Genomic DNA, 18,113 nt, shown 5'->3' with positions numbered 1-18,113 from the left:
CACCGGGAGAAGTGCGTCAACTCTGCTGCCGGACGAGTGTGTAGCGCCAGAACAGGCGTCGGCGGAGTCGGGCGCCGGGCAGCACGCGGCGGGCGTCAGGGACGATCTCGGCGAAGCTCATGGTCGCGGGTCGGGTGGGCGCGGTCATCGAGGTCGGCGCTGGTGCCGCGCGTCCCCTGTTCTTGATCCAGGTGTTCTTGATCCAGGCCATGACGACGTTTAGCGGGATGGCGACGGCGCCGAGGAGGTGATCGCCGCGGGACCGGGCACGGGCGACTCCTACGACGACCAGGGTTCCGCCCGGTGCCAGGTGCCGGCGGAGGACGGCAGGTGGTGGAGGGTGGCGACGCACGTGATGACGTCATAGCGGCCGGGCGGTATCCCGGTCAGCGCGTCCGCGGCGGTGAACCGTACGGGAACGGCGGCCGCCGTGAGCTCCGTGCCCGCGCGACCATCGCGGGGTCGGCGTCCACCCCCTGTACGGATGCGGCACGCGCGGCGGGCGCCCATCGGGAAGGCGGGGCCACCCGCTTGCGCCGCTCAACCGGTGAGTTCGGCTCGCCATTGCCGGGGCCATGAACCCGAGGGCGGTGGGTCTCCCGCGATGCCGAGGTCGCGTCGGGCGCTCGCGTAGAAGGCATCGCGTGCCGCGCTCGCCAGGGCGTGGGCCTTGGTCCACATCGCGGGGTCGGCCGGCCCCTCCCGTACGAGGAGTTCGATGGTCCAGATCGTCTCGTGCCAGCGCCGCGCCGCCGCGATCGTCGCCGCGTCACCGACCAGCAGGACGGACTCCCATTCCGTCGCGCGGCGGGACTCGGCGTCGGCGAGGAGCGTGAGGCCGTCGGCGGGCTGCAACGGGTCGGCCACGTCGGCGAATCCGAGGGCGGCGCCTATGCGCTGGGCGACGCGCAGTTGCGCCTTGAGCACGTTGGCGTAACGGCCGTACGTCTCGAAGCGCTTCTCGTCCCAACGCTCCTCCCGCTGCCGCCTCCACCGTCGGCGCTCGGTCGAGGTCTGCACGGCGTACGAGCCGAGCGAACCGATCACGACGCCTATCAGAGCGGGCAGTTGATCCCAGAGCGCCACAGTCCCTCCCCGGCCGAATCCGCGCTGCCGCACCCTCGTCCCCGCGGCCCGGGAACCCTACCCACATTCGCCGCGGCGCACCTCCACGCCGCCGCGCCACCGGTCCGGCCCGGTCCCCGTGGCGGGGGTCAGAACGGGGTGTCGTCGGTGGGACGGGTGGTGCCGGGGCGGGTGTTCAGGGACCAGATGTGGGTGCACCGCGGGCACTGGAGGTGGATGACCGGGCCCTTGTTGGCGAGCAGGTAGCGCCAGTGCTCGCCGCAGTTGCGGCGGGCCGCGCAGGTCGCGCAGTGGCGGGCGTCGTCGCAGACGGGGCAGGCCACCCAGGCGCGGCGGGCGATGTCCGCGTGCGGGTCAATGGGCAGCCGCACGGCCCGGCTCCTCCCCTGTCCCCGGCAGGACGCCGGCCGCCACCAGCAGGTCGTAGGTGCGCTGCTGGTCGGCGTCCAGGCCCGAGTAGAGGAGGGCGTACGCCTCGTCCTCGCCGCGCAGGACGGCCATCGGGTCCCAGTCCGGACCGAGCGCGGCCACGACCTCGGCCCGGCGGCGGGCTTCCTCGAAGGTCAGGTCGATCGCGAAGGGTATGAGGCCGGTGGTGTTGTCCTGGTTCATGGCGAGACTTCCGGTGTACGGGGGTAATCTCACCATCTGTACCAGGCGCTCGCGAGGTGGGGAAGGGGCTCCGGGGTGGCCCGGGGCCGTCCGGGGCGGCGCTTCCCTCGGCGCCGCGCCGGGCCGCGCCCGGATCGGTCGCCGGGCGTGGGCTGTTGCCGCGCCCAAGCCTTGACCGCCGGGTACGCCCTGCTTGCGACGGTGTGACGCATTTCATGACGGGTTCCGCGCGGGCGGAGGGCGTGGTTGCGGAGTGAAGGGTGGGGCGGTTGAGTGGGGATCATGATCACTCGAACCCTGTACCTGTTCGTTTCCGCCGCGCCTCCGGTGTTCGACGTGGCGCGGGTGATCGAGTCCGCGCAGCGGGCCGGGTGGGACGTGTGCCTCGGGCTGACGCCCACCGCGGCGCGGTGGTTGGGCGACTCGCTGGACGGCCTCGCGGTGCTGACCGGGCACCCGGTGCGCTGGGAGTACAAGTTGCCCGGGCAGCCGGACGTCTGGCCGCCGGCCGACGTGGTCGTGGTGGCCCCGGCGACCTTCACGACGATCAACGCGTGGGCGGCCGGGATCACCGACAAGTTCGTGGTCGGGGTGGCCGCGGAGGCGATCGGCAAGGACACCCCGCTGATCGCGATGCCGTGCCTGAACGCGGCGTACGCCCGGCATCCCGCGTTCGAGCGGTCGGTGGGGGAGCTGCGGCTGGCCGGGGTGCGGGTGCTGCACGGCCCGGGCGGCTTCGAGCCGGGCCCGCCGGAGGGCGACGACCCGGTGGGCTACCCGTGGCACCTGCTGCTGGAGGAGCTGGGCGAGGCGGGCGACGTACGGTGAGCGGGCGAGCCCCGCGCCGAGCGGTGCCGGGTGGCGGGTGGCCGGGCCGGGAACGGTCGAGCGACGCCCGGAACCGGCGGGCGGCGCCGGCGTACGAACCCGCTCCCCACCGTGCCCGGCCCCACCCCGCAACGGCTTCCCGATGAAAGGGCGTTGGGAGACGCGCCGACACGTTTAGGGGTTTGCTGACCCTTTCGGGTGAACGAAGGGGGTTCGCGCGGGTGTGCGCGGTGGTGCTGCGAAGCATTGAGGGGTGAGCACTTCATGGGGGAGGCTCGCCCGGATGTGGGCGGCGCTCGCCGTGGTGATGGCAGCGGGTTCATGGGGTCTGAGCGGCGTGGCGGCCGCGACCCCAGGACCCGGCTGCCCCGACGGCATACGCGCGGCCCGCGCCTGTACGACCTCCCGTCCACCAGCCCGCCCGGGCGCCGCGCGAGAACGGTCAGGGCCGCCCGGCCCGGCGTCCTCCCGGCACTCGGGCCCAGCGGCGTACGCGCCGCACCCAGCACACGCGAACCACGCACCGGCGGCGCCCCAGGACCGACCGGACCGGCCGCACCACCCCGACCGGTCCGGCCCAGGGGCCACCGCGCCCTCGCGGGCGACACCGGACGGCCCGAACCCGTCGGCGGAACCTGACCCGACACCGAGCCGTACCCCGACCCGCACGCCGAGCCCTACGCCGACATCGGCGCCGACGCCGACCCGTACGCCGGCCCCTACCTCCGCCCCAACTCCCAGCCCCACCAAGGTCCCTGCCCGTTCCCCGGCTCCCGCGGCGACCAGCGCGCCGCCCACCCCGGTTCCGACGGTCAGCACACCCGAGCCCGTACCCGACCGGACCCACCAGCCGCCGTACCCGCGGCAACCGGCCCACGTGCGGCCCCCGTTCTGGGAGCTCGGCTCGCACCACACCGGCCGGCATCAGACGCATCGGCACCCGGACCCGGGCCCGCTCCCGGACTCGCCCTGGCCGCTGAAGTGCGGTCCCTGGTACTGGCCTTGGGCGTGGACCTGGAGCTGGACCGGGGGCTGGTCCGGCACGTGGACCTTCCCGTCGGGCTGGCTGTGGCACCCGCGCCCCCCGGCGTCCTGCCACCCGAAGCCGCCCCCGCCACCACCCCCACCACCCACGACCCCACCACCGTCGACCCCCAGCCCCACCCCCAGCCCCACCCCCACACCCACAACCACGCCCACCCCGAAGCCGAAACCGACCCCGACCCCGGCCCCCACCCACCGCGCGGCCGTGGCACCGCCACCCGCTGCTCCACCGCCCCCGCCACCCAGCCCCACCCCGCGACCGACCCCCACCCCCACTCCCAAGGCCACCCCGAGTCCCGCCGCCGCGCCGCCGCGACCCGTGGCCTGGCCGACCCCCGCGCCCAAGGCTGTGCGCAAGCCGACGCGGCACACCCGGACCGTGATGGAGACGATGCTGCTCACCACCGTGCCCGCCCTGCTCGCCGTGGCCGTACTGCGGCCGGGCTCCAACACCTACCGCAGGAACCGCTAGCGAAAGAGGGGGAGTTCACCCATGTCACAGTGGTTGGTGCTGGTCATCGCGATGGCCGCGGTGTGTGCCGTGGTGATCAGTGTCGTGGTGCTCAGGCAGCGCAGGATCACCGACGACGACGACCCGTCCGAGACCCCGGACGTCATCGAGTACATGGTCATGATGATCGGCGTGGTCTACGCGATCGTGCTCGGTCTGGCCATCGCGGGCGTGTGGGAGGGCCGCGGCAGCGCCCAGGCGGACGTGCTCGCCGAGGCGCAGGCCCTGCACGAGATCAAGGCCCGGGTGCAGGTCTACCCGGCCGACGTACGGGACCAGGTGCGCGCGGACGTGGACGCGTACGCCTCCTATGTCGCCGACAAGGAATGGCCGTACATGCGGAACCACGACGAACTGTCGCCCAGGGCAACGCAGTTGCTGGACAAGGTGCGTACCGACGTCACGCAGTACGACCCGAAGAGCGACCTCGGCCAGCAGGCGTACCAGCCGCTGCTGGACCAGGTCACGGCCGTGGACCAGGCCAGGACGAACCGGGGGCAGAGCCTCGGGGCCACGATGCCGGGGATGGTGTGGTTCGGCCTGATCACCGGGGCGCTGGTCACGGTCGGACTGATCTTCACGTTGCAGATCCGGCGCTCCGGAAGGGAGTTGCTCCTCGCCGGACTGTTCAGCGCGCTCATCGCGTTCCTGCTGTTCCTGATCTGGGACCTGGACGCGCCGTTCGGCGACGGCCTGTCGGTGAGCGCGAGCGTCTTCCGGGAGATCGTGCTCCGGCAGTGAGCGGCGGCGCGACCGCCGAGCCGTGAGACGTGAAGGAGGGCGGTTCCCCCACCAGGCCCGGTGGGGGAACCGCCCTTCTCGGTACGGCTGTTACGCGGTTGCTAGGTCCCGCGGCTGCTGCGCGCTGCGGCGGCTACCGCCCTGCGGCAGCTCCACCGCACGGCTCAGCGCCAGTTGGACACGTTGACGTTCTCCAGCACGCCGAGCGCGTCCGGCACCAGCACGGCGGCCGAGAAGTACGTCGTCACCAGGTAGCTGATGATCGCCTTCTCGTCGACGCCCATGAAGCGGACGTTGAGCCCCGGTTCGTACTCGTCGGGCAGGCCGGTCTGGTTGAGACCGATGACGCCCTGGTTGTCCTCGCCGGTACGGATGGCGATGATCGAACTGGTCCTGGCCTCGGTGACCGGGATCTTGTTGCAGCTCAGGATGGGCACGCCGCGCCAGCCGGGGACGGTGGAGCCGTTCACCTCCACGGGGTCCGGGTAGATGCCCGCGCGGGTGCACTCGCGGCCGAACGCGGCGATGGTGCGCGGGTGGGCGAGCAGGTAGCGGGTGTTGCGGCGGCGGCTGATCAGCTCGTCCAGGTCGTCGGGCAGCGGCGGCCCGGCGTGCGGCTGGATGCGCTGGTCGTACTCCGCGTTGTTGAGCAGGCCGAACTCGGGGTTGTTGATCAGCTCGTGTTCCTGGCGCTCCCGCAACGCCTCGACGGTGAGCTTGAGTTGCTGCTCGGTCTGGTTCATCGGTTCGTTGTAGAGGTCGGCCACCCGGCTGTGCACCCGCAGCACGGTCTGGGCGACGCTCAACTCGTACTCGCGCGGCTTGACTTCGTAGTCCACGTAGGTGGCCGGCAGCGCGGCCTCGCCCTTGTGGCCCGAGGCCAGCTCGATCGCGGCCTCACCGCGCTTGTTGGTGCGCTGGGTCGGGATCGCCCGGAACGCGTCGAGGTGTTCGCGCAGCGGTGGGGCGGCCTCCAGCAGCGACAGCAGCGACTGCCGCGGCAGTTCCAGCACCGTGGTCGCGGTGGCGGCCTTGGAGGTGTACTGCCAGGTCTCCTCGCCCAGCAGCGCCTGCTCGCCGAAGTAGGCGCCGTCGGCGAGCGAGCCGAGCCGGGTGGGCTCGCCGTACGACCCCTCGCCGACCTTCTCGACCTTGCCGTGGGCGATCAGGTAGACGGTGTCCGCCGGGCGGCCGGCCTCGGCCAGCACATCACCCGCCGCGTACTCCCGTTGGACGAAACGATCCGCCAGCGCGGTGAGTGCCGCCACGTCGTCGAACGACCGCAGCGCGGCGATCTCGCCCAGTTCCTGCGGGATGACCCGGACCTCGGAGCCGGTCTTCACGAAGGTCACCCGGCCGTCGCCCACCGCGTAGCTCAACCGGCGGTTGACCCGGTATGTGCCCGCGTTGACCTGCACCCACGGCAGCACCTTGAGCAGCCAGCGGGACGAGATGCCCTGCATCTGCGGGGTGGACTTCGTGGTGGTCGCCAGATTCCGCGCGGCGGCAGTGTCGAGACTGGTCCGCGCGTGAGCGTCCTGCGGATTGCCTTGTGCGGTGTCCTGACCCGCATCAACCGACATGGACTGTCCTTCCCGTAAGGAGCTGATACAGCCCAATTCTTTCCAGTACGGAGAGTGCTGACTATTGCCGGATCGAGTGAGAATACTTTCCGAAATTCTGGAAAGCGGGGCTCCGGCCGGGGTGATCCGTCCGGTTCCGTACGGCTCCGTGGGCATCCGTCCCTGGGGTGCGAACTGATGTGCGTCGCATGGTGGTTGGGGGGAAGGCGAGGGTCTGAGGGCGCCGACCGGGCGCTCGGGCGCCGATTCCGGCGCCGACCGCTTCAAGGAGGCTTCGCATGCTTGCTGCCGTGGGCGCCGTCATCTTCGCCATCGGGTACATCGTCAACGCGACCAGCACCGGTACGGACGCCGGTTTTACGCCATTCAGCCTGCTGCTGGCCGGTGCGTTCTGCGTCGCGCTGCACCTGGCCGGGGTCGGCTCGGGGTGGAGCTACCCGTCGTCCAGACGGCGCCGTCGCTGATCGGCGGCGGGTGGTGGCGGGGATGAAGGTGGACCGGGGCGGCCGTAGGGGCCGTAGGTCGGCGCAGAGGCGCTCGGCGCCGCGCGGGCGGTGCGGCTGGGCGCTCAGCGCGTCAGCGCGCCTCCACCACCGTGCCGCCCACCGGCGGCGTGGTCTGCGGCGGGATGCCGAGCGGGTTGCCGGCGAGCGAAGGGGAGAGCGAGGGGGAGAAGGCCGGCCGCGGCGGGATGAGCGGGGGGACCAGCGGCGGAATCAGCGGGGCTATCGGTGCCGAGAGCGGCGCCGCGGCGGAGGCCGCTGCGACAGGGGCCACGAGGGGCGTCGCGACGGGTGCCACGACAGGTGTCGCGTCAGGCGTCATTGCGGGGGCCGCCGCCGACGGACTCGCGGTGAGCGGCGCGGCGGCGAACTCGGCCGCCTCGATCGCTATCCGCCGCTCGCGGCGGAAGATCAGCGCGGCGAAGGCTCCGGCGCCCAGCAGCGCGACGAACGACATCAGGGTGCCGAACCAGCTCGCGCCCAGCCACCGGCCGCCGATCCAGCCGAGACCGACGCTGTAGGTGGCCCAGCAGACCCCGGCCAGCGCCGACCAGGGCAGGAAGTCGCGCGGGCGGCGGCGGGCCGCTCCGGCGCCGAGACTGACGACGCTGCGGCCGGCGGGCGCGAAGCGGGCCAGCACCACCAGGGCGCCGCCACCGCTGTTGAGCACCTGTCCGAGCCGTTCATGGGCGGCGGCGAGCCGTCGCGAGTTCGCGATGCGCCGGTCGAACCACGCCCCGCCGCGCCAGGCGAGCCGGTATGCGAGCAGATCGCCCGCGCAGGACGCGGTCGCCGCGCACACCAGCAGCACGAGGATGTCGAGGATGCCGTCCCTGGCGCCGGTCGAGCCGGCGGTGGCCGCGCTGATCACCAGGACGCCGCTGGGCAGGACCGGGACGAACACGTCCAGCAGCACGGAGAGCGCCACGAGAACGTAGATCCACGGCCACTCGAAGAGGGAGCCCAGGTGGTGCAGCACTACGCCTCCTCGCCCTTCGCCGTCGTGCCCGTGTCGTGCCTTGGTCTCGTGCCTTGGTCCTGCGAGCCCGTCTGCGAAGTGCCCCGGAGACCTGCTTCGGGTGTCGCGTCAACGAGCGGCGGATCTTCATCCGCCGTCAGCCGTACAGCGTACGCCAGTAGTGGACCGCGGTTCCGTCGAGGGCACGTGACTAAATAGACAATCACGGCGTTATTACGGCGGGAATACTCTCGCGGAAACGGTTCGGCGCAGATTCTGCGGAGTCGGCGACGAAACCGCACGCCAAGTGTGAGGTGGTCCAGTCCCGTGACAGCGGCCGGCGCCGTTTCCCTGCCCGAGTCCGGCGGTTTTCCGGCCTCCGTGCTCCCTTCGTTCCCTTCGATCCCTTTGCCCTCTTCGCTCGGCTCGCCCGCTTCTTTCCTGGCTTCTTCGTCGTCCTCGTCGCTGCTGCCGGTGAACCGGACGCTCGGGATCGTGCTCGCGGTGCTGCTGGTCGCGGCGGCGGGCATCGCGGCGTACGCGCGGCTGGCCGATGTCAGGGAGAACTACGCGCACGGCATCGTGCTGGCCGGCGTCCGGGCGGCAGTGCAGCTCGCCGCGGTGTCCGCGCTGATCGGGTGGGTGGTCAAGCACCAGGCCGCGCTGCTCGCCTTCGTGCTCCTGATGTACGCGGTCGCGTCGCGAACGGCGGGACGGCGCGTCACCACCAACCGTACCTGGCGCTGGGCGGCGGTGCCGGTGGGCGCCGGTGCGCTGCCCGTGGTGGCCGTGCTGGTGCTCAGCGGGCTTGTGCCGATCGACGGCATCGCGCTGATCCCGGTGGCGGGCATCCTCATCGGCGGCGGGCTGACGGCCACCGTGCTGGGCGGGCGGCGGGCGCTGGAGGAGCTGTCCGGGCGGGCCGGCGAGGTGGAGGCGGCGATGGCGATCGGCCTCAGCGACCGGGACGCGCGGATGGAGATCGCCCGGCCGGCGGCCTCGGGCGCGCTGATCCCGGGGCTCGACCAGACCAGGACGGTGGGCCTGGTGACGCTGCCGGGAGCGTTCGTCGGCATGCTGCTGGGCGGCGCGAGCCCGGTGTCGGCCGGCGCGGTGCAGCTCTTCGTCCTGATCGCGTTGATGGCGGTGCAGGCGGTGTCCGTGGCGGTGGTGCTGGAACTGGTCGCACGCGGCCGGATCACCCGGCCCCGGCACGGTGAGCCGCCGCACAGACGCTCGTGGGCCGAGGTCGTGCGGGGGCGGAAGGCCTGAGCGTACGGCGAGGTGGCGGGTCGTACGGTGTCGCGCCTCGCGGGCCGTGACCGTGGGCGAGCGCGCCCCTCGGGAGCGTGACCGTACGCAGCCGTCCCCGGCCGGGCCCGGGGGCACGATGCCGTACGATGGGGGCAGCAGAAGGGGAGTAGCTCTTCGCCGGACCGTCGACATACTGCCGGGCCGTTCCGCATCGCGAGGTGCGCGGACGTGCCGGGCCGGCGCCCGGAGGCGGTGCACCGCGCGTGCCCGCCAGCGAGACCTTCGGCCGCAGTGTCCTGACGCTGCCGTGCCGAAGCGACCCCTGGAAAGCCATGGTCCTCTCGGTGCGGCCGCCCCGACCGATCGAGGAAAAGCTTCCGTGCTCAGCATCAGCGTCATCGCCGTCGTCTTCGGCGTGATCTTCCTGGCCGAACTCCCCGACAAGACCGCGCTCGCCAGTCTCATGCTCGGGACCCGCTACCGCCCCTCCTACGTCTTCGTCGGCGTCGCCGCCGCCTTCGTCGTCCATGTCGCGCTCGCGATCGCCGCCGGCAGCCTGCTGACGCTGCTGCCGCACCGCTGGGTGCAGGGCGTCGTCGGCCTCCTCTTCCTCGGCGGCGCCGCCATGCTGCTGCTGTCCAAGGGAGAAGACGAGGAGGAGGTCAAGGAGCCGGCCGGCCAGAGCTTCTGGAAGGTGTCGGGGGCGGGCTTCATGCTCATCCTCGTCGCCGAGTTCGGCGACCTCACACAGATCATGACCGCGAACCTCGCGGCGCGCTACGACAACCCCGTCTCCGTCGCCATCGGCGCCGTGCTCGGGCTCTGGGCGGTCGGGGCCCTCGGGATCTTCGGTGGCCGCCTCCTGATGAAGCGGGTGCCGCTGTCCCTGATCACCAAGGTCGCGGCCGCGGTCATGGTCGTCCTCGCGTGCCTCAGCCTGTACGAGGCGGCGACGGGCGCGTCGCTCCTCTGAGCGACCCGGCCACCCCGGTTGTCGGACCCCGTTCGTAGGGTGGCGGTCGTGACGGGAACGAAGAGCGGTGCGGGGGCCCACGTCGTGCGCGAACTGATCGCGTTGACGGTGGGAGCAGGGGCGGGCGGGGGAACGGACGCGGCGCGGGGCGGGGGCTCGGCGGCGGCGCTGGCGGCCGCGCGGCCGGCTCGTACCGCAGCGGCGCGGATCACCGCGGCCGGCGGGGTGGACGAGCAAGTGGCGGGCGGGCTGCGCGCGTTGGTGGCGGAGCGACTGGGCGGCAGCGCCGCGCGGTGGCTGCGGGTGCACGACGCGCTCGCCGAATACCCCGGCAGCGTGCCCGAGTTGCTCGCCGACGAGGCGCCGCCCGTGCCGCCGGCGCCGTCGGGCGGCGCCTTGCGGGCGCCGGCGCCGCGCAGCGTGCACGACACGTTCGCGCTCCTGATCGAGCACGCCGCGCCCGAGCACGCGGCCGTCGCGCTGGCGGCGCTGCCGGACCGTACGGTGGAACTGCTGCTGTCCGGCGGGGCGTTGCCGGGGCCGGGCCTGACCGCGGCCGTCACGGAGCACGGCGGCACCCGCGCCCGGGTGGCGCTGGCCCGGCACTCCCGGCTCGACCCGAGGGTGCTGGCGCGGCTGCTCGACGTCGGGGACGCGGCGGTCGGGGCAGCGGTCTACCGCAACCCGCGCGCCACGTACTCCCTGCGCCGTACGCTCGCCCGCCGGCTCGACACGGTGCCGATGGACGAGGCGCTGCGGGCCGAACTGACCGACCCGGGCGCCGATGTGCCGCGCACCTGGCTCGCGCCGCTGCTGTGCTCGGGCGATCCGGCGCTGACGGCAAGGGCGTTGGGCGCCGGCGCCCGGGGCGTGGCCCAGCAGTACGCCCTGGCCCGGGTCTGGGAGCGCGGCGGCCCCGAGGCGCTGCGCGGCCTGCTCGACGACCCGGCCGTCACCGGCCACCTGACCCGGCCCGTACACGGGGCCGTCGCCGCGGCGCTGGCCGAGGAGGACGGTTCGGGCGACGCCCTGCGCCGGCTGTACGCGCGGGGCGAGCCGTACGACGACCCCGGGCGGCTGCCGGGCTTGCTCGCCGTCACCCGCGGCACCAGCACGCTGCGTGACCTGCTGGCGGAGCCGTACGCGCACGACGTGCACGCGCTGCACAAGGCACACGTGGAGCGCCCGTTCATGCCCAAGGCGTGCGAGGAGCTGGCCCGGCACGAGGGGGCGAGCGACGAGCAGCGGCGCGCGTTCAGACTGAGCGTGCTCAACGAGCCCTGGCGCACGGGCGGTCGGCGCTCCGGGAACATCTCGACCCCCGAACGCCGCCTGGCCGAGGAGGAGTTGGATTACGGCGCCGAGCTGTGGGCGGAGGGGGTGGTCGCGGCGGGGCTGCTCGACCCGGTCGAGCTGGTGCGGACCGCACGGCCGGCCGTCCGGGCGCTCGCGGCGCTGAGCGCGCTGGAGGGGCGCGGCCTGCTCACCGGGGCCGCGGTGGGGGAGTTGCGCGCGGCGGCCGACGCGCATCTCGGCGACTCTGTCGAGGGGTGGGCGGCGTTCGACCGGCTGCTGCCCGGATACCCGGGCGGCCTGCGGGAGTTGATCACGGCGGCGGGGGAGGCCGTGGCGGCGGAGGAAGAGTCCGGGGAGTCCGGGGAGTCAGGTGCGGCGGGGGCTTCCGCCGGGGACGACGCGCTCGCGGCGGGAGGTTCGGGAGGCGCGGGGGAGCCGTACGAGCCGCCGCTCAAGCCACGGGGAGCCGTCGAGCGGGCCGCGCTGTCCGCCCTCGACCTGCTCCGTACCCTCGCCCCGGCCGACGCGGCGCCGTCCGACCACGTCGATGTCGGCGTCCTGCGCTTCCTGGCGGGCACCAGTTGGGCGGACAGCCCCGGCCTCGCCAGCCCCGGGTGGCTCATCGGCGCGTGTGCGGCCCGGGACGTCGAGCCGCCGGACCACGACTCCTGGTATGCCGCGCCCACGTCCGCGACGGTGCGCGCGAAGCTCCCGGAGTCCTGGGGGTCCAGCGCGGTCCCCACCGAACTCGCCTACACCCAGGGCATCCTGACCGCCGACGACCTGCTCGGCTGGCTGCCCGCGTACCGCCTGCTGAGCCTCCCGCACGACTGGCGGCGGTCGGCCTTCCCCGTCGGATGGCGCAACGCCCTTGCCCGGCGCCTGCGTTCCGAACTCGGCGCCGACCCCGAGGCATGGCTCCGGCTGGCGGCGGTGGCGGGGCAGGCGGCCGTCGAGGACACCTGGCCCGACCTGCTGTCGCGGGCACGGCCCGGAGCCGCGCCCGGGGCGGAGACGGAGGTCGGGCCGGAGGGCGGGGCGGACCGGCCGTCCTGGGACCGGCACACGCCGGGCCCGGGCACCCCCGACGAGGCGCTCGGGCTGCTCGCACACGGCAACCACCTCTGGGTCTGGCCGGTGGGCACCCTGCTGTGCCTGGCCGACGCCGAGGTGATCGACGCGGTGCTGTCCCGACTCGGCCCCGACGGACCGTGGTTGCTCGCCGCGTACCTGCTGCGCCACGACCACATACCGCGCCCGGCCTTCGAACGGCTGCTCGCCGGCCGCGACCCGCGGGCCCTGCGGGTCCTCGCCACCCAGCAGCGCTGGCTCGAAGACGGCCTGGCCGCGCGGCTGGCCGACGTCGACGACCCCGGCACCGATCTCGCGCTGCTGCGGCACACCCGCGATCCGCTCGTCGTACGCCGCGTCGTCGAGCGGTCGTCGCGTCGTACGGCTGCGGCGGCAGCGGCAGGAGCCGCACGCACGGATGCCGGTACGGACGCCGCGACGGCTACGGGCACGGGCGCGCCCATGGAGCCGGTCGCCGCGCTGGTGCTCGCCGAGGTGCGGGCCGATCCGGCGGCGGGGCCGGCCGGGGGCATGCGGTGGCTCGGTTCGGCCGAGCCGGACCTGGTCGAGGAGATCCTCGTCCGGTACGCCACCGAACTCGGCTTCGTCCAGCAGGTGTTCGGCTGCCTGAGCCTCTTCGAACACGGCGGGGCGAGCCGCCTCACCGCGCTGGTCGGCCGCGGCCTGCTCGGCCAGGCCGCCACCAAGCTGTGCGTCAAGGCGCTGGACTCCCGTGATCCGGCCGCCGTGCTCCGCGCCCGGCTCGACCGCGAACGCGCCCCGGCCAAGATGGTCAAGAAGCTCCGCCGCGCCTCCCACCGCTGGGCCGCGACGAGCGCCGTGACGGCGGACCCGGTCGGCGCCGACTGGCAGGCCCTGGAGGCCGCACACCAGGAGGAACCGCTGCCGTACTGGGAGGAGTTGATCGGCATGTCGCTCGCTCCCCCCGAACTGCGGCTGCGCTACGCCGAGTCGGTGCGCGAGCCCGGCCCGTCCGGCCTGCCCGACGGCGTCGCACTCACCCGGGCGCGCGCCCGCCACGGAGTGGCCGGCCTCTACCACTGCGCGACCGTCACCCAACTCGACGGCCTCCTCACGTCCGGCCTGCTGACCTCCACCGACCTGCTGGACGTGGCCGCCCCGGCCGCTCTCGTCCTCGACTACCTCGGCAGCGCCGCCCGCCGCGCCGACGCCCCGTCCGAGGCGGCCGCCGCACTCGCGGCGCTCGCCGGCCTCGTCCGGGCCCGGCTCGGCTCCGACGAGGCGGCATGGGCGCGGGTCACCGCGCGGCTGACGGGCCGCGATCCGCGCTGGGAGCCCATGTCCCCGGTGGACGCGCTCCTCTCGTGAAGACTTCGCGGAGGGTGGCGCGGGGCGCGGGAGGGCCGGGTTAGGCTGCGCCCCACGTCTCCGGGGGGAGCCCATCGTGCGCCGATCATCGGTCGTCCCGCTCATCGCCGTCGCGGCTGCCGTGACGGCCGCGCTGACCGGGTGCGGGGGAGGGCACGCGGCGCCCGAGCCCGCGCCCTCCCGTACGCCCGACTCGGCGCTGGAGTCGTTGAAGTCGCAGCAGAGCCTGGTCACCACGGTGCGGCGGGCCGCACCCGACCCCGACAAGGCCACCTCCTGCGACAGTCTCGTGCTGGACTCGTGGGAGGAGCGGGTGGCCGGCTTCGTCGTCAACGGCGAGCGCTTCCCCGCCGTCGCCGATCCCGCGCACCCGAAGACCACCACGTCCGGGCAACCGGAGGTGTACGCCAAGCGGTTCAGCGCGGGCCGGGCGTTCCTCGACCCGTCGAGCGGACGGCTGGTCGACGGCGCCGACGCGGCGCAGACCCGCGCGTACGACGCCTGGCTGGTGGACCCCGCCGTCGTGCACAAGGCGTACCAGCCCTATCAGACCTTCCTGTTGGGCTATCTCGACGGTGGCGGGTCCTGCTGACGCCTACTTGCTCTGCAACGTCCCCAGCGGGCTGGGGTCTTCGGCCAGCGCGGCGGCGGCTGCCGTCCAGCCGGTGTCCTCGGGGCGGAGCGCGCTGTGCAGGAAGGCCGTGCTGAGCCGCTGGACCAGCGCGACGCGGGCCGGGTTCTCGTCCGTCGTGGCGGTGGATTCGTACCCGTTGATGCCGCCGAGCGAGTGCTCGGCCCCGAAGAGCGTGAGCAGGCTCTTGCCGCCCGGGCTGTAGGTGTAGGGGTCGGTGAACCAGTCGGGGCCGCGGGTGGACAGCGCGGACTGGTCGTGGTCGCCGGCCACGATGAGGGCCGGTGCGGCCATGGCGTCGAAGGACGGCCGCATGAAGGAGAAGTGCTCGGCGGCGAACGGGGTCAGCTCGTCGCCCAGGCCGGTCAGGGCGAACAGGACGCCGGCCTTGACGCGGGGGTCGGTCATGTCCTCGCCGGGCACCCCGGCGGAGTCCAGGACGCGGGCGCCGAGCAGCGTGCTCGCGCTCTGGGCGCCCCAGGAGTGGCCGGCCACCGCGACGCGGTCGTGGTCGACGCGCCCGGCGAGGCCCGGCACGGCGGCTTCCAGCAGGTCGAGCCCGTCCAGGACGCGGGTGAGGTCCTCGATGCGGAAACGCCAGATGCGGGGGGTGCGGGGGTCCTCGGCGGGAATGCCGAGGGTGCGGGAGTCGAGGTGGGTGGGTTGCAGGACCACGAAGCCGTGGGCGGCCCAGAAGTCCGCGAGCGGGGCGTAGCCGTTCATCGACTCGCCGAAGCCGTGTGAGAAGACGACGACGGGCAGGTGGTGGCCGTCGGCGGGGGCGGAGACGCGGACCTGGAGGTCCTCGCCGCGCTCGGCCAAGGCGGGCAGAACGACCGGCCGTACGGATATCACGGTCGCGGATACGCCAGAGGCGCCAGAGGTGCCAGAAGTGCCTGAAGTTTCTGAAGTGGCTGATGTGGTCGAGATGGTCGCAGTGGTCGGGTCGGACATGGAGCTGCCTTCCGTTCGATGCGCCCGGCGGCGGGCGGCCGGTGTGGCGCCGCGGGTCCTGCCGGGCGGGAGCGAGAGCGCGAGGGGGCGTGCCGCGGCGCGGGACGGCTTGGTGGCCGGCCCCCGATCTGCCACAATGCATGAAACGGAACCTCGCTCCGCCAACGATACGGAGCGACGTTCCGCTTTGCAAGCTCCTGGGAGGATCACGCGGTGGACGACGTGGACGGCAGCGTGCACGGCACGGGAAGCGGACCGGCCGGGTCCAGGCGCAAGGACGCCCGGCGCAACCAGCAGACCCTGCTGGACGCGGCCGCCGAGGTCTTCGTCGCCTCCGGCGTCGAGGCGCCGGTACGCGCCATCGCGGAGAAGGCCGGGGTCGGGGTCGGCACCGTCTACCGCCACTTCCCGACCCGCGCGGACCTCATCGTCGCCGTCTACCACCACCAGGTCGACGCCTGCGCCGCCGCCGGCCCCGCGCTCCTCGCGAGCGCGGCCACCCCGTACGACGCCCTGCGGCAGTGGATCGACCTCTTCGTCGACTTCCTCGTCACCAAGCACGGGCTCGCCGCCGTGCTGCGGCCCGACAGCCCCGGGTTCGACGCGCTGCACGCGCACTTCGTCGACCGGCTCGCTCCCGTCTGCGACCAACTCCTCGACGCCGCCGCCGAACACGGCGACATCCGCGCCGACCTCGACGGCGCCGACCGCCTCGACGGGCTCGAACTCATGCGGGGCGTCGGCAACTTGTGCGTCGGCGCGGACAGCGACCCCGGCTACGACCCGCGCCGCCTGATCGCCCTCCTCGTCAACGGCCTCCGCGCCGCCCCGCACTGACGCACGCCCCGACCGCGTCCGCGCCGCGGAGGCCGCACCCGTTCGCGTCAGTTGCCCACGTGCAGCCCGAAACCCGTGCGGCCCGCGGGCTCCAGCCCCTCCTTCAGGTGCAGCGACGGGATCTCGTAGTCGCCGAAGTTCTGCCGCCGGAACGCGATCGGCTCGGTCGTCTCCAGGGTGAGCAGCCGCTGCTGCCAGGCCCGGGCGACGTCGGGGTACTCCTCGTCGGTCATCCGGTCGGTGCCGTACAGCACGAAGGGCGGCAGCACCTCGATGCCCGGGTAGTAGAGGATGCCGTGCTGGATCGGGAACAGCAGGTCGTCGATGGGGCCGTTGATCCCGCGCGCGGCGTAGTGCGACTCCGGGCCGCCGGCGGTCACCGACAGCAGCGCCCTCCGGCCCGCGAGGGAGCCCTCGCCGAAGCGCTCGCCGTACTTGGTGGCGCTGTGCTCGCCGACGCCGTACGCGAAGTGGTAGGTGAACACCCGGTCCACCCAGCCCTTGAGGATGGCGGGCATCGAGTACCACCACAGCGGGAACTGGAGGATGACCGTGTCGGCCCACAGCAGCTTCTCCTGCTCGGCGCGGACGTCCGGGCCGAGTGCCCCGGCGTCGAAGGCCCGGCCGGAGTCGCGGGCGACCTTCAGCGGGCTGGAGGCGTGCGGGCCGTAGTCGGCGGCGTCCACCACCGCCTTCCAGTTCATCGCGTGGAGGTCGCTCACCAGCACCTCGTGACCGGCGCTCTCCAACGTGGACACCGCGAGGTCCTTCAGCGAGCCGTTGAGCGACTTCGGCTCCGGGTGGGCGTGGACGATCAGCGTCTTCACGGGGGACTCCTTCGGATCGGGTGGGTGCCTTCGATTCTGGGCACCGCGGCGCCCGCTGTTCAGGGGCGCCGCTTCCGTCGGACGGGACTTCCTGGTATCGGCAGGACCACCTTCGCGCGGCGCCGCCGAGGCCATACTGGGAGCCATGGACGATCTCGCGGGCTTCCTGCGGACCCGGCGCTCCCGGGTCGATCCGGCGGCCTTCGGCCTCGCCACCGACAGCCGCCGCCGGGTCGAGGGGCTGCGCCGCGAGGAGGTCGCGCACCTGTCCGGCGTCAGCGTCGACTACTACGTACGCCTGGAGCAGGGCCGCGCGACCCAGCCCTCCCTGCAGGTGCTCGACGCGCTCGCCCGCGTCCTCGGCCTCGACGAGACCGAACGCGACCACCTGTGCCGGCTGGCCCGGCAGCGCCGCCGTCGCGCGAAGGCGCCCGGCGGACGGGTCAGGCCCGAACTGCTGCGCGTCCTCGACCTGGTCGGCGAGGCGCCCGCGCTGCTGGTGGACCACCGCATGGACGTGCTCGCCGGGAACCGCCTGGCCGGCCTCCTCTACGGCCGCCCGGTGGCGGGCCTGAACACCGCCCGGCACATCTTCCTGGAGGAGGCCGAGCGCGGTCTCTACGCGGGCTGGGAGGACTGCACCGTGGACGTGGTCGGGCACCTGCGGCTGGCCGCGGGAAAGTACCCCGACGACCCCCGCCTGGCCTCGCTCATCGGCGAGTTGGCGATGGGCAGCGACCGCTTCCGGCGCCTGTGGGCCCGTGCGGACGTGCGCGCCCGCACGCACGGACGCAAGGCGTACCGGCACCCGCTGGTCGGACTGCTGGACCTGCACCAGGAGAACTTCTCGCTGCCCGACGCGTCCGGCATGGAGCTGCTGGTGCTGACCGCGGCCCCCGGTTCCCCCTCCGAGGACGGGCTGCGCCTGCTCGCGGGCCTGGGCACGGACCGCGGTGACGTGCGGCCGCTGGTGGACGCCGAGGTCCGCGAGTAGCCGGGACGGCGTCCGCCCACGGCCGGGCGCGCGCGGGGCACGCGCAGGGCACGCGCAGGG

Annotated in this window: 16 protein-coding genes and 1 pseudogene; 9 read left to right on the top strand and 8 right to left on the bottom strand. The window is 73.6% G+C overall.

The window, feature by feature from the left end:
• Positions 1-16: 16 nt before the first annotated feature.
• From OG370_RS12710 to OG370_RS12695, 4 genes and pseudogenes are all read right to left on the bottom strand, one after another.
• Positions 17-500 (bottom strand): annotated as a pseudogene (locus OG370_RS12710) (class I SAM-dependent methyltransferase); the annotation flags it as partial.
• Between the two features lie 40 nt (positions 501-540).
• Positions 541-1,086, bottom strand: coding sequence for a hypothetical protein (locus OG370_RS12705; RefSeq protein WP_328463633.1), 546 nt, complete (start codon positions 1,084-1,086; stop codon positions 541-543).
• 128 nt (positions 1,087-1,214) lie between these two features.
• On the bottom strand, positions 1,215-1,457 hold the full coding sequence (locus OG370_RS12700) for a hypothetical protein (protein WP_328463631.1): 243 nt from the start codon (positions 1,455-1,457) through the stop codon (positions 1,215-1,217).
• The gene (locus OG370_RS12695) at positions 1,441-1,698 is read right to left on the bottom strand and encodes a DUF6400 family protein (RefSeq protein WP_328463629.1); all 258 of its coding nucleotides are present in this window, start codon (positions 1,696-1,698) and stop codon (positions 1,441-1,443) included. The genes OG370_RS12700 and OG370_RS12695 overlap by 17 nt, the downstream gene beginning before the upstream one ends.
• Before the next feature lie 282 nt (positions 1,699-1,980).
• Between OG370_RS12695 and OG370_RS12690 the strand changes: the two genes are divergently transcribed.
• The gene (locus OG370_RS12690) at positions 1,981-2,526 is read left to right on the top strand and encodes a flavoprotein (RefSeq protein ID WP_328463627.1); all 546 of its coding nucleotides are present in this window, start codon (positions 1,981-1,983) and stop codon (positions 2,524-2,526) included.
• 1,537 nt (positions 2,527-4,063) lie between these two features.
• Entirely contained in the window at positions 4,064-4,822 is a 759-nt protein-coding gene (locus tag OG370_RS12685; protein WP_328463625.1) for a bestrophin-like domain, read from the top strand.
• Between the two features lie 164 nt (positions 4,823-4,986).
• Here OG370_RS12685 and OG370_RS12680 read toward each other — a convergent pair whose 3' ends face one another.
• Positions 4,987-6,405 (bottom strand): family 2B encapsulin nanocompartment shell protein, encoded by a 1,419-nt coding sequence (locus OG370_RS12680; RefSeq protein WP_328463623.1) that lies wholly within the window; start codon positions 6,403-6,405, stop codon positions 4,987-4,989.
• Between the two features lie 278 nt (positions 6,406-6,683).
• On the opposite strand from OG370_RS12680, the gene OG370_RS12675 reads away from it, so the two are divergent.
• A complete protein-coding gene (locus tag OG370_RS12675; RefSeq protein ID WP_328463621.1) occupies positions 6,684-6,869 on the top strand; it encodes a hypothetical protein in 186 nt (61 codons plus the stop codon).
• 112 nt (positions 6,870-6,981) lie between these two features.
• Here the strand turns inward: OG370_RS12675 and OG370_RS12670 are convergent, their stop codons facing one another.
• Positions 6,982-7,887, bottom strand: coding sequence for a DedA family protein (locus OG370_RS12670; protein WP_328463619.1), 906 nt, complete (start codon positions 7,885-7,887; stop codon positions 6,982-6,984).
• 444 nt (positions 7,888-8,331) lie between these two features.
• On the opposite strand from OG370_RS12670, the gene OG370_RS12665 reads away from it, so the two are divergent.
• The 4 genes from OG370_RS12665 (at position 8,332) to OG370_RS12650 (ending at position 14,402) form a co-directional block, all read left to right on the top strand.
• Entirely contained in the window at positions 8,332-9,138 is an 807-nt protein-coding gene (locus tag OG370_RS12665; protein WP_328474046.1) for an ABC transporter permease, read from the top strand.
• Positions 9,139-9,499: 361 nt separating this feature from the next.
• Complete coding sequence (locus tag OG370_RS12660; RefSeq protein ID WP_328463617.1) at positions 9,500-10,093, top strand: TMEM165/GDT1 family protein; 594 nt, start codon at positions 9,500-9,502, stop codon at positions 10,091-10,093.
• A 48-nt stretch (positions 10,094-10,141) separates the two neighbouring features.
• Complete coding sequence (locus OG370_RS12655) at positions 10,142-13,810, top strand: hypothetical protein (protein WP_328463615.1); 3,669 nt, start codon at positions 10,142-10,144, stop codon at positions 13,808-13,810.
• A gap of 76 nt (positions 13,811-13,886) precedes the next feature.
• Entirely contained in the window at positions 13,887-14,402 is a 516-nt protein-coding gene (locus OG370_RS12650; protein WP_328463613.1) for a hypothetical protein, read from the top strand.
• Positions 14,403-14,405: 3 nt separating this feature from the next.
• On the opposite strand, the gene OG370_RS12645 is transcribed toward OG370_RS12650, so the two are convergent.
• The gene (locus tag OG370_RS12645; RefSeq protein WP_443060657.1) at positions 14,406-15,395 is read right to left on the bottom strand and encodes an alpha/beta hydrolase family protein; all 990 of its coding nucleotides are present in this window, start codon (positions 15,393-15,395) and stop codon (positions 14,406-14,408) included.
• 213 nt (positions 15,396-15,608) lie between these two features.
• Here OG370_RS12645 and OG370_RS12640 point away from each other — a divergent pair, with 213 nt between their 5' ends.
• Positions 15,609-16,232: a TetR/AcrR family transcriptional regulator gene (locus OG370_RS12640; RefSeq protein WP_443060656.1), complete on the top strand. Its 624-nt coding sequence runs from the start codon at positions 15,609-15,611 to the stop codon at positions 16,230-16,232.
• A gap of 47 nt (positions 16,233-16,279) precedes the next feature.
• Here OG370_RS12640 and OG370_RS12635 read toward each other — a convergent pair whose 3' ends face one another.
• A complete protein-coding gene (locus OG370_RS12635; RefSeq protein WP_328463609.1) occupies positions 16,280-17,059 on the bottom strand; it encodes an NAD(P)H-dependent oxidoreductase in 780 nt (259 codons plus the stop codon).
• A gap of 145 nt (positions 17,060-17,204) precedes the next feature.
• Between OG370_RS12635 and OG370_RS12630 the strand changes: the two genes are divergently transcribed.
• Positions 17,205-18,053, top strand: coding sequence for a helix-turn-helix transcriptional regulator (locus OG370_RS12630; RefSeq protein WP_328463607.1), 849 nt, complete (start codon positions 17,205-17,207; stop codon positions 18,051-18,053).
• Positions 18,054-18,113 lie beyond the last annotated feature (60 nt).

Origin of the sequence: Streptomyces sp. NBC_00448 (assembly GCF_036014115.1) — a bacterium.
GTDB lineage: Bacteria > Actinomycetota > Actinomycetes > Streptomycetales > Streptomycetaceae > Actinacidiphila.
Note: the sequence above shows the minus strand (reverse complement) of the source record. Positions and strands in the feature narration are given on the sequence as shown.

Coding starts and splice junctions, on each gene's coding strand:
- OG370_RS12695 (WP_328463629.1), bottom strand. CDS start 1,698: ATGAACCAGGACAACACCACCGGCCTCATACCCTTCGCGATCGACCTG.
- OG370_RS12690 (WP_328463627.1), top strand. CDS start 1,981: ATGATCACTCGAACCCTGTACCTGTTCGTTTCCGCCGCGCCTCCGGTG.
- OG370_RS12685 (WP_328463625.1), top strand. CDS start 4,064: ATGTCACAGTGGTTGGTGCTGGTCATCGCGATGGCCGCGGTGTGTGCC.
- OG370_RS12680 (WP_328463623.1), bottom strand. CDS start 6,405: ATGTCGGTTGATGCGGGTCAGGACACCGCACAAGGCAATCCGCAGGAC.
- OG370_RS12675 (WP_328463621.1), top strand. CDS start 6,684: ATGCTTGCTGCCGTGGGCGCCGTCATCTTCGCCATCGGGTACATCGTC.
- OG370_RS12645 (WP_443060657.1), bottom strand. CDS start 15,395: ATGTCCGACCCGACCACTGCGACCATCTCGACCACATCAGCCACTTCA.
- OG370_RS12630 (WP_328463607.1), top strand. CDS start 17,205: ATGGACGATCTCGCGGGCTTCCTGCGGACCCGGCGCTCCCGGGTCGAT.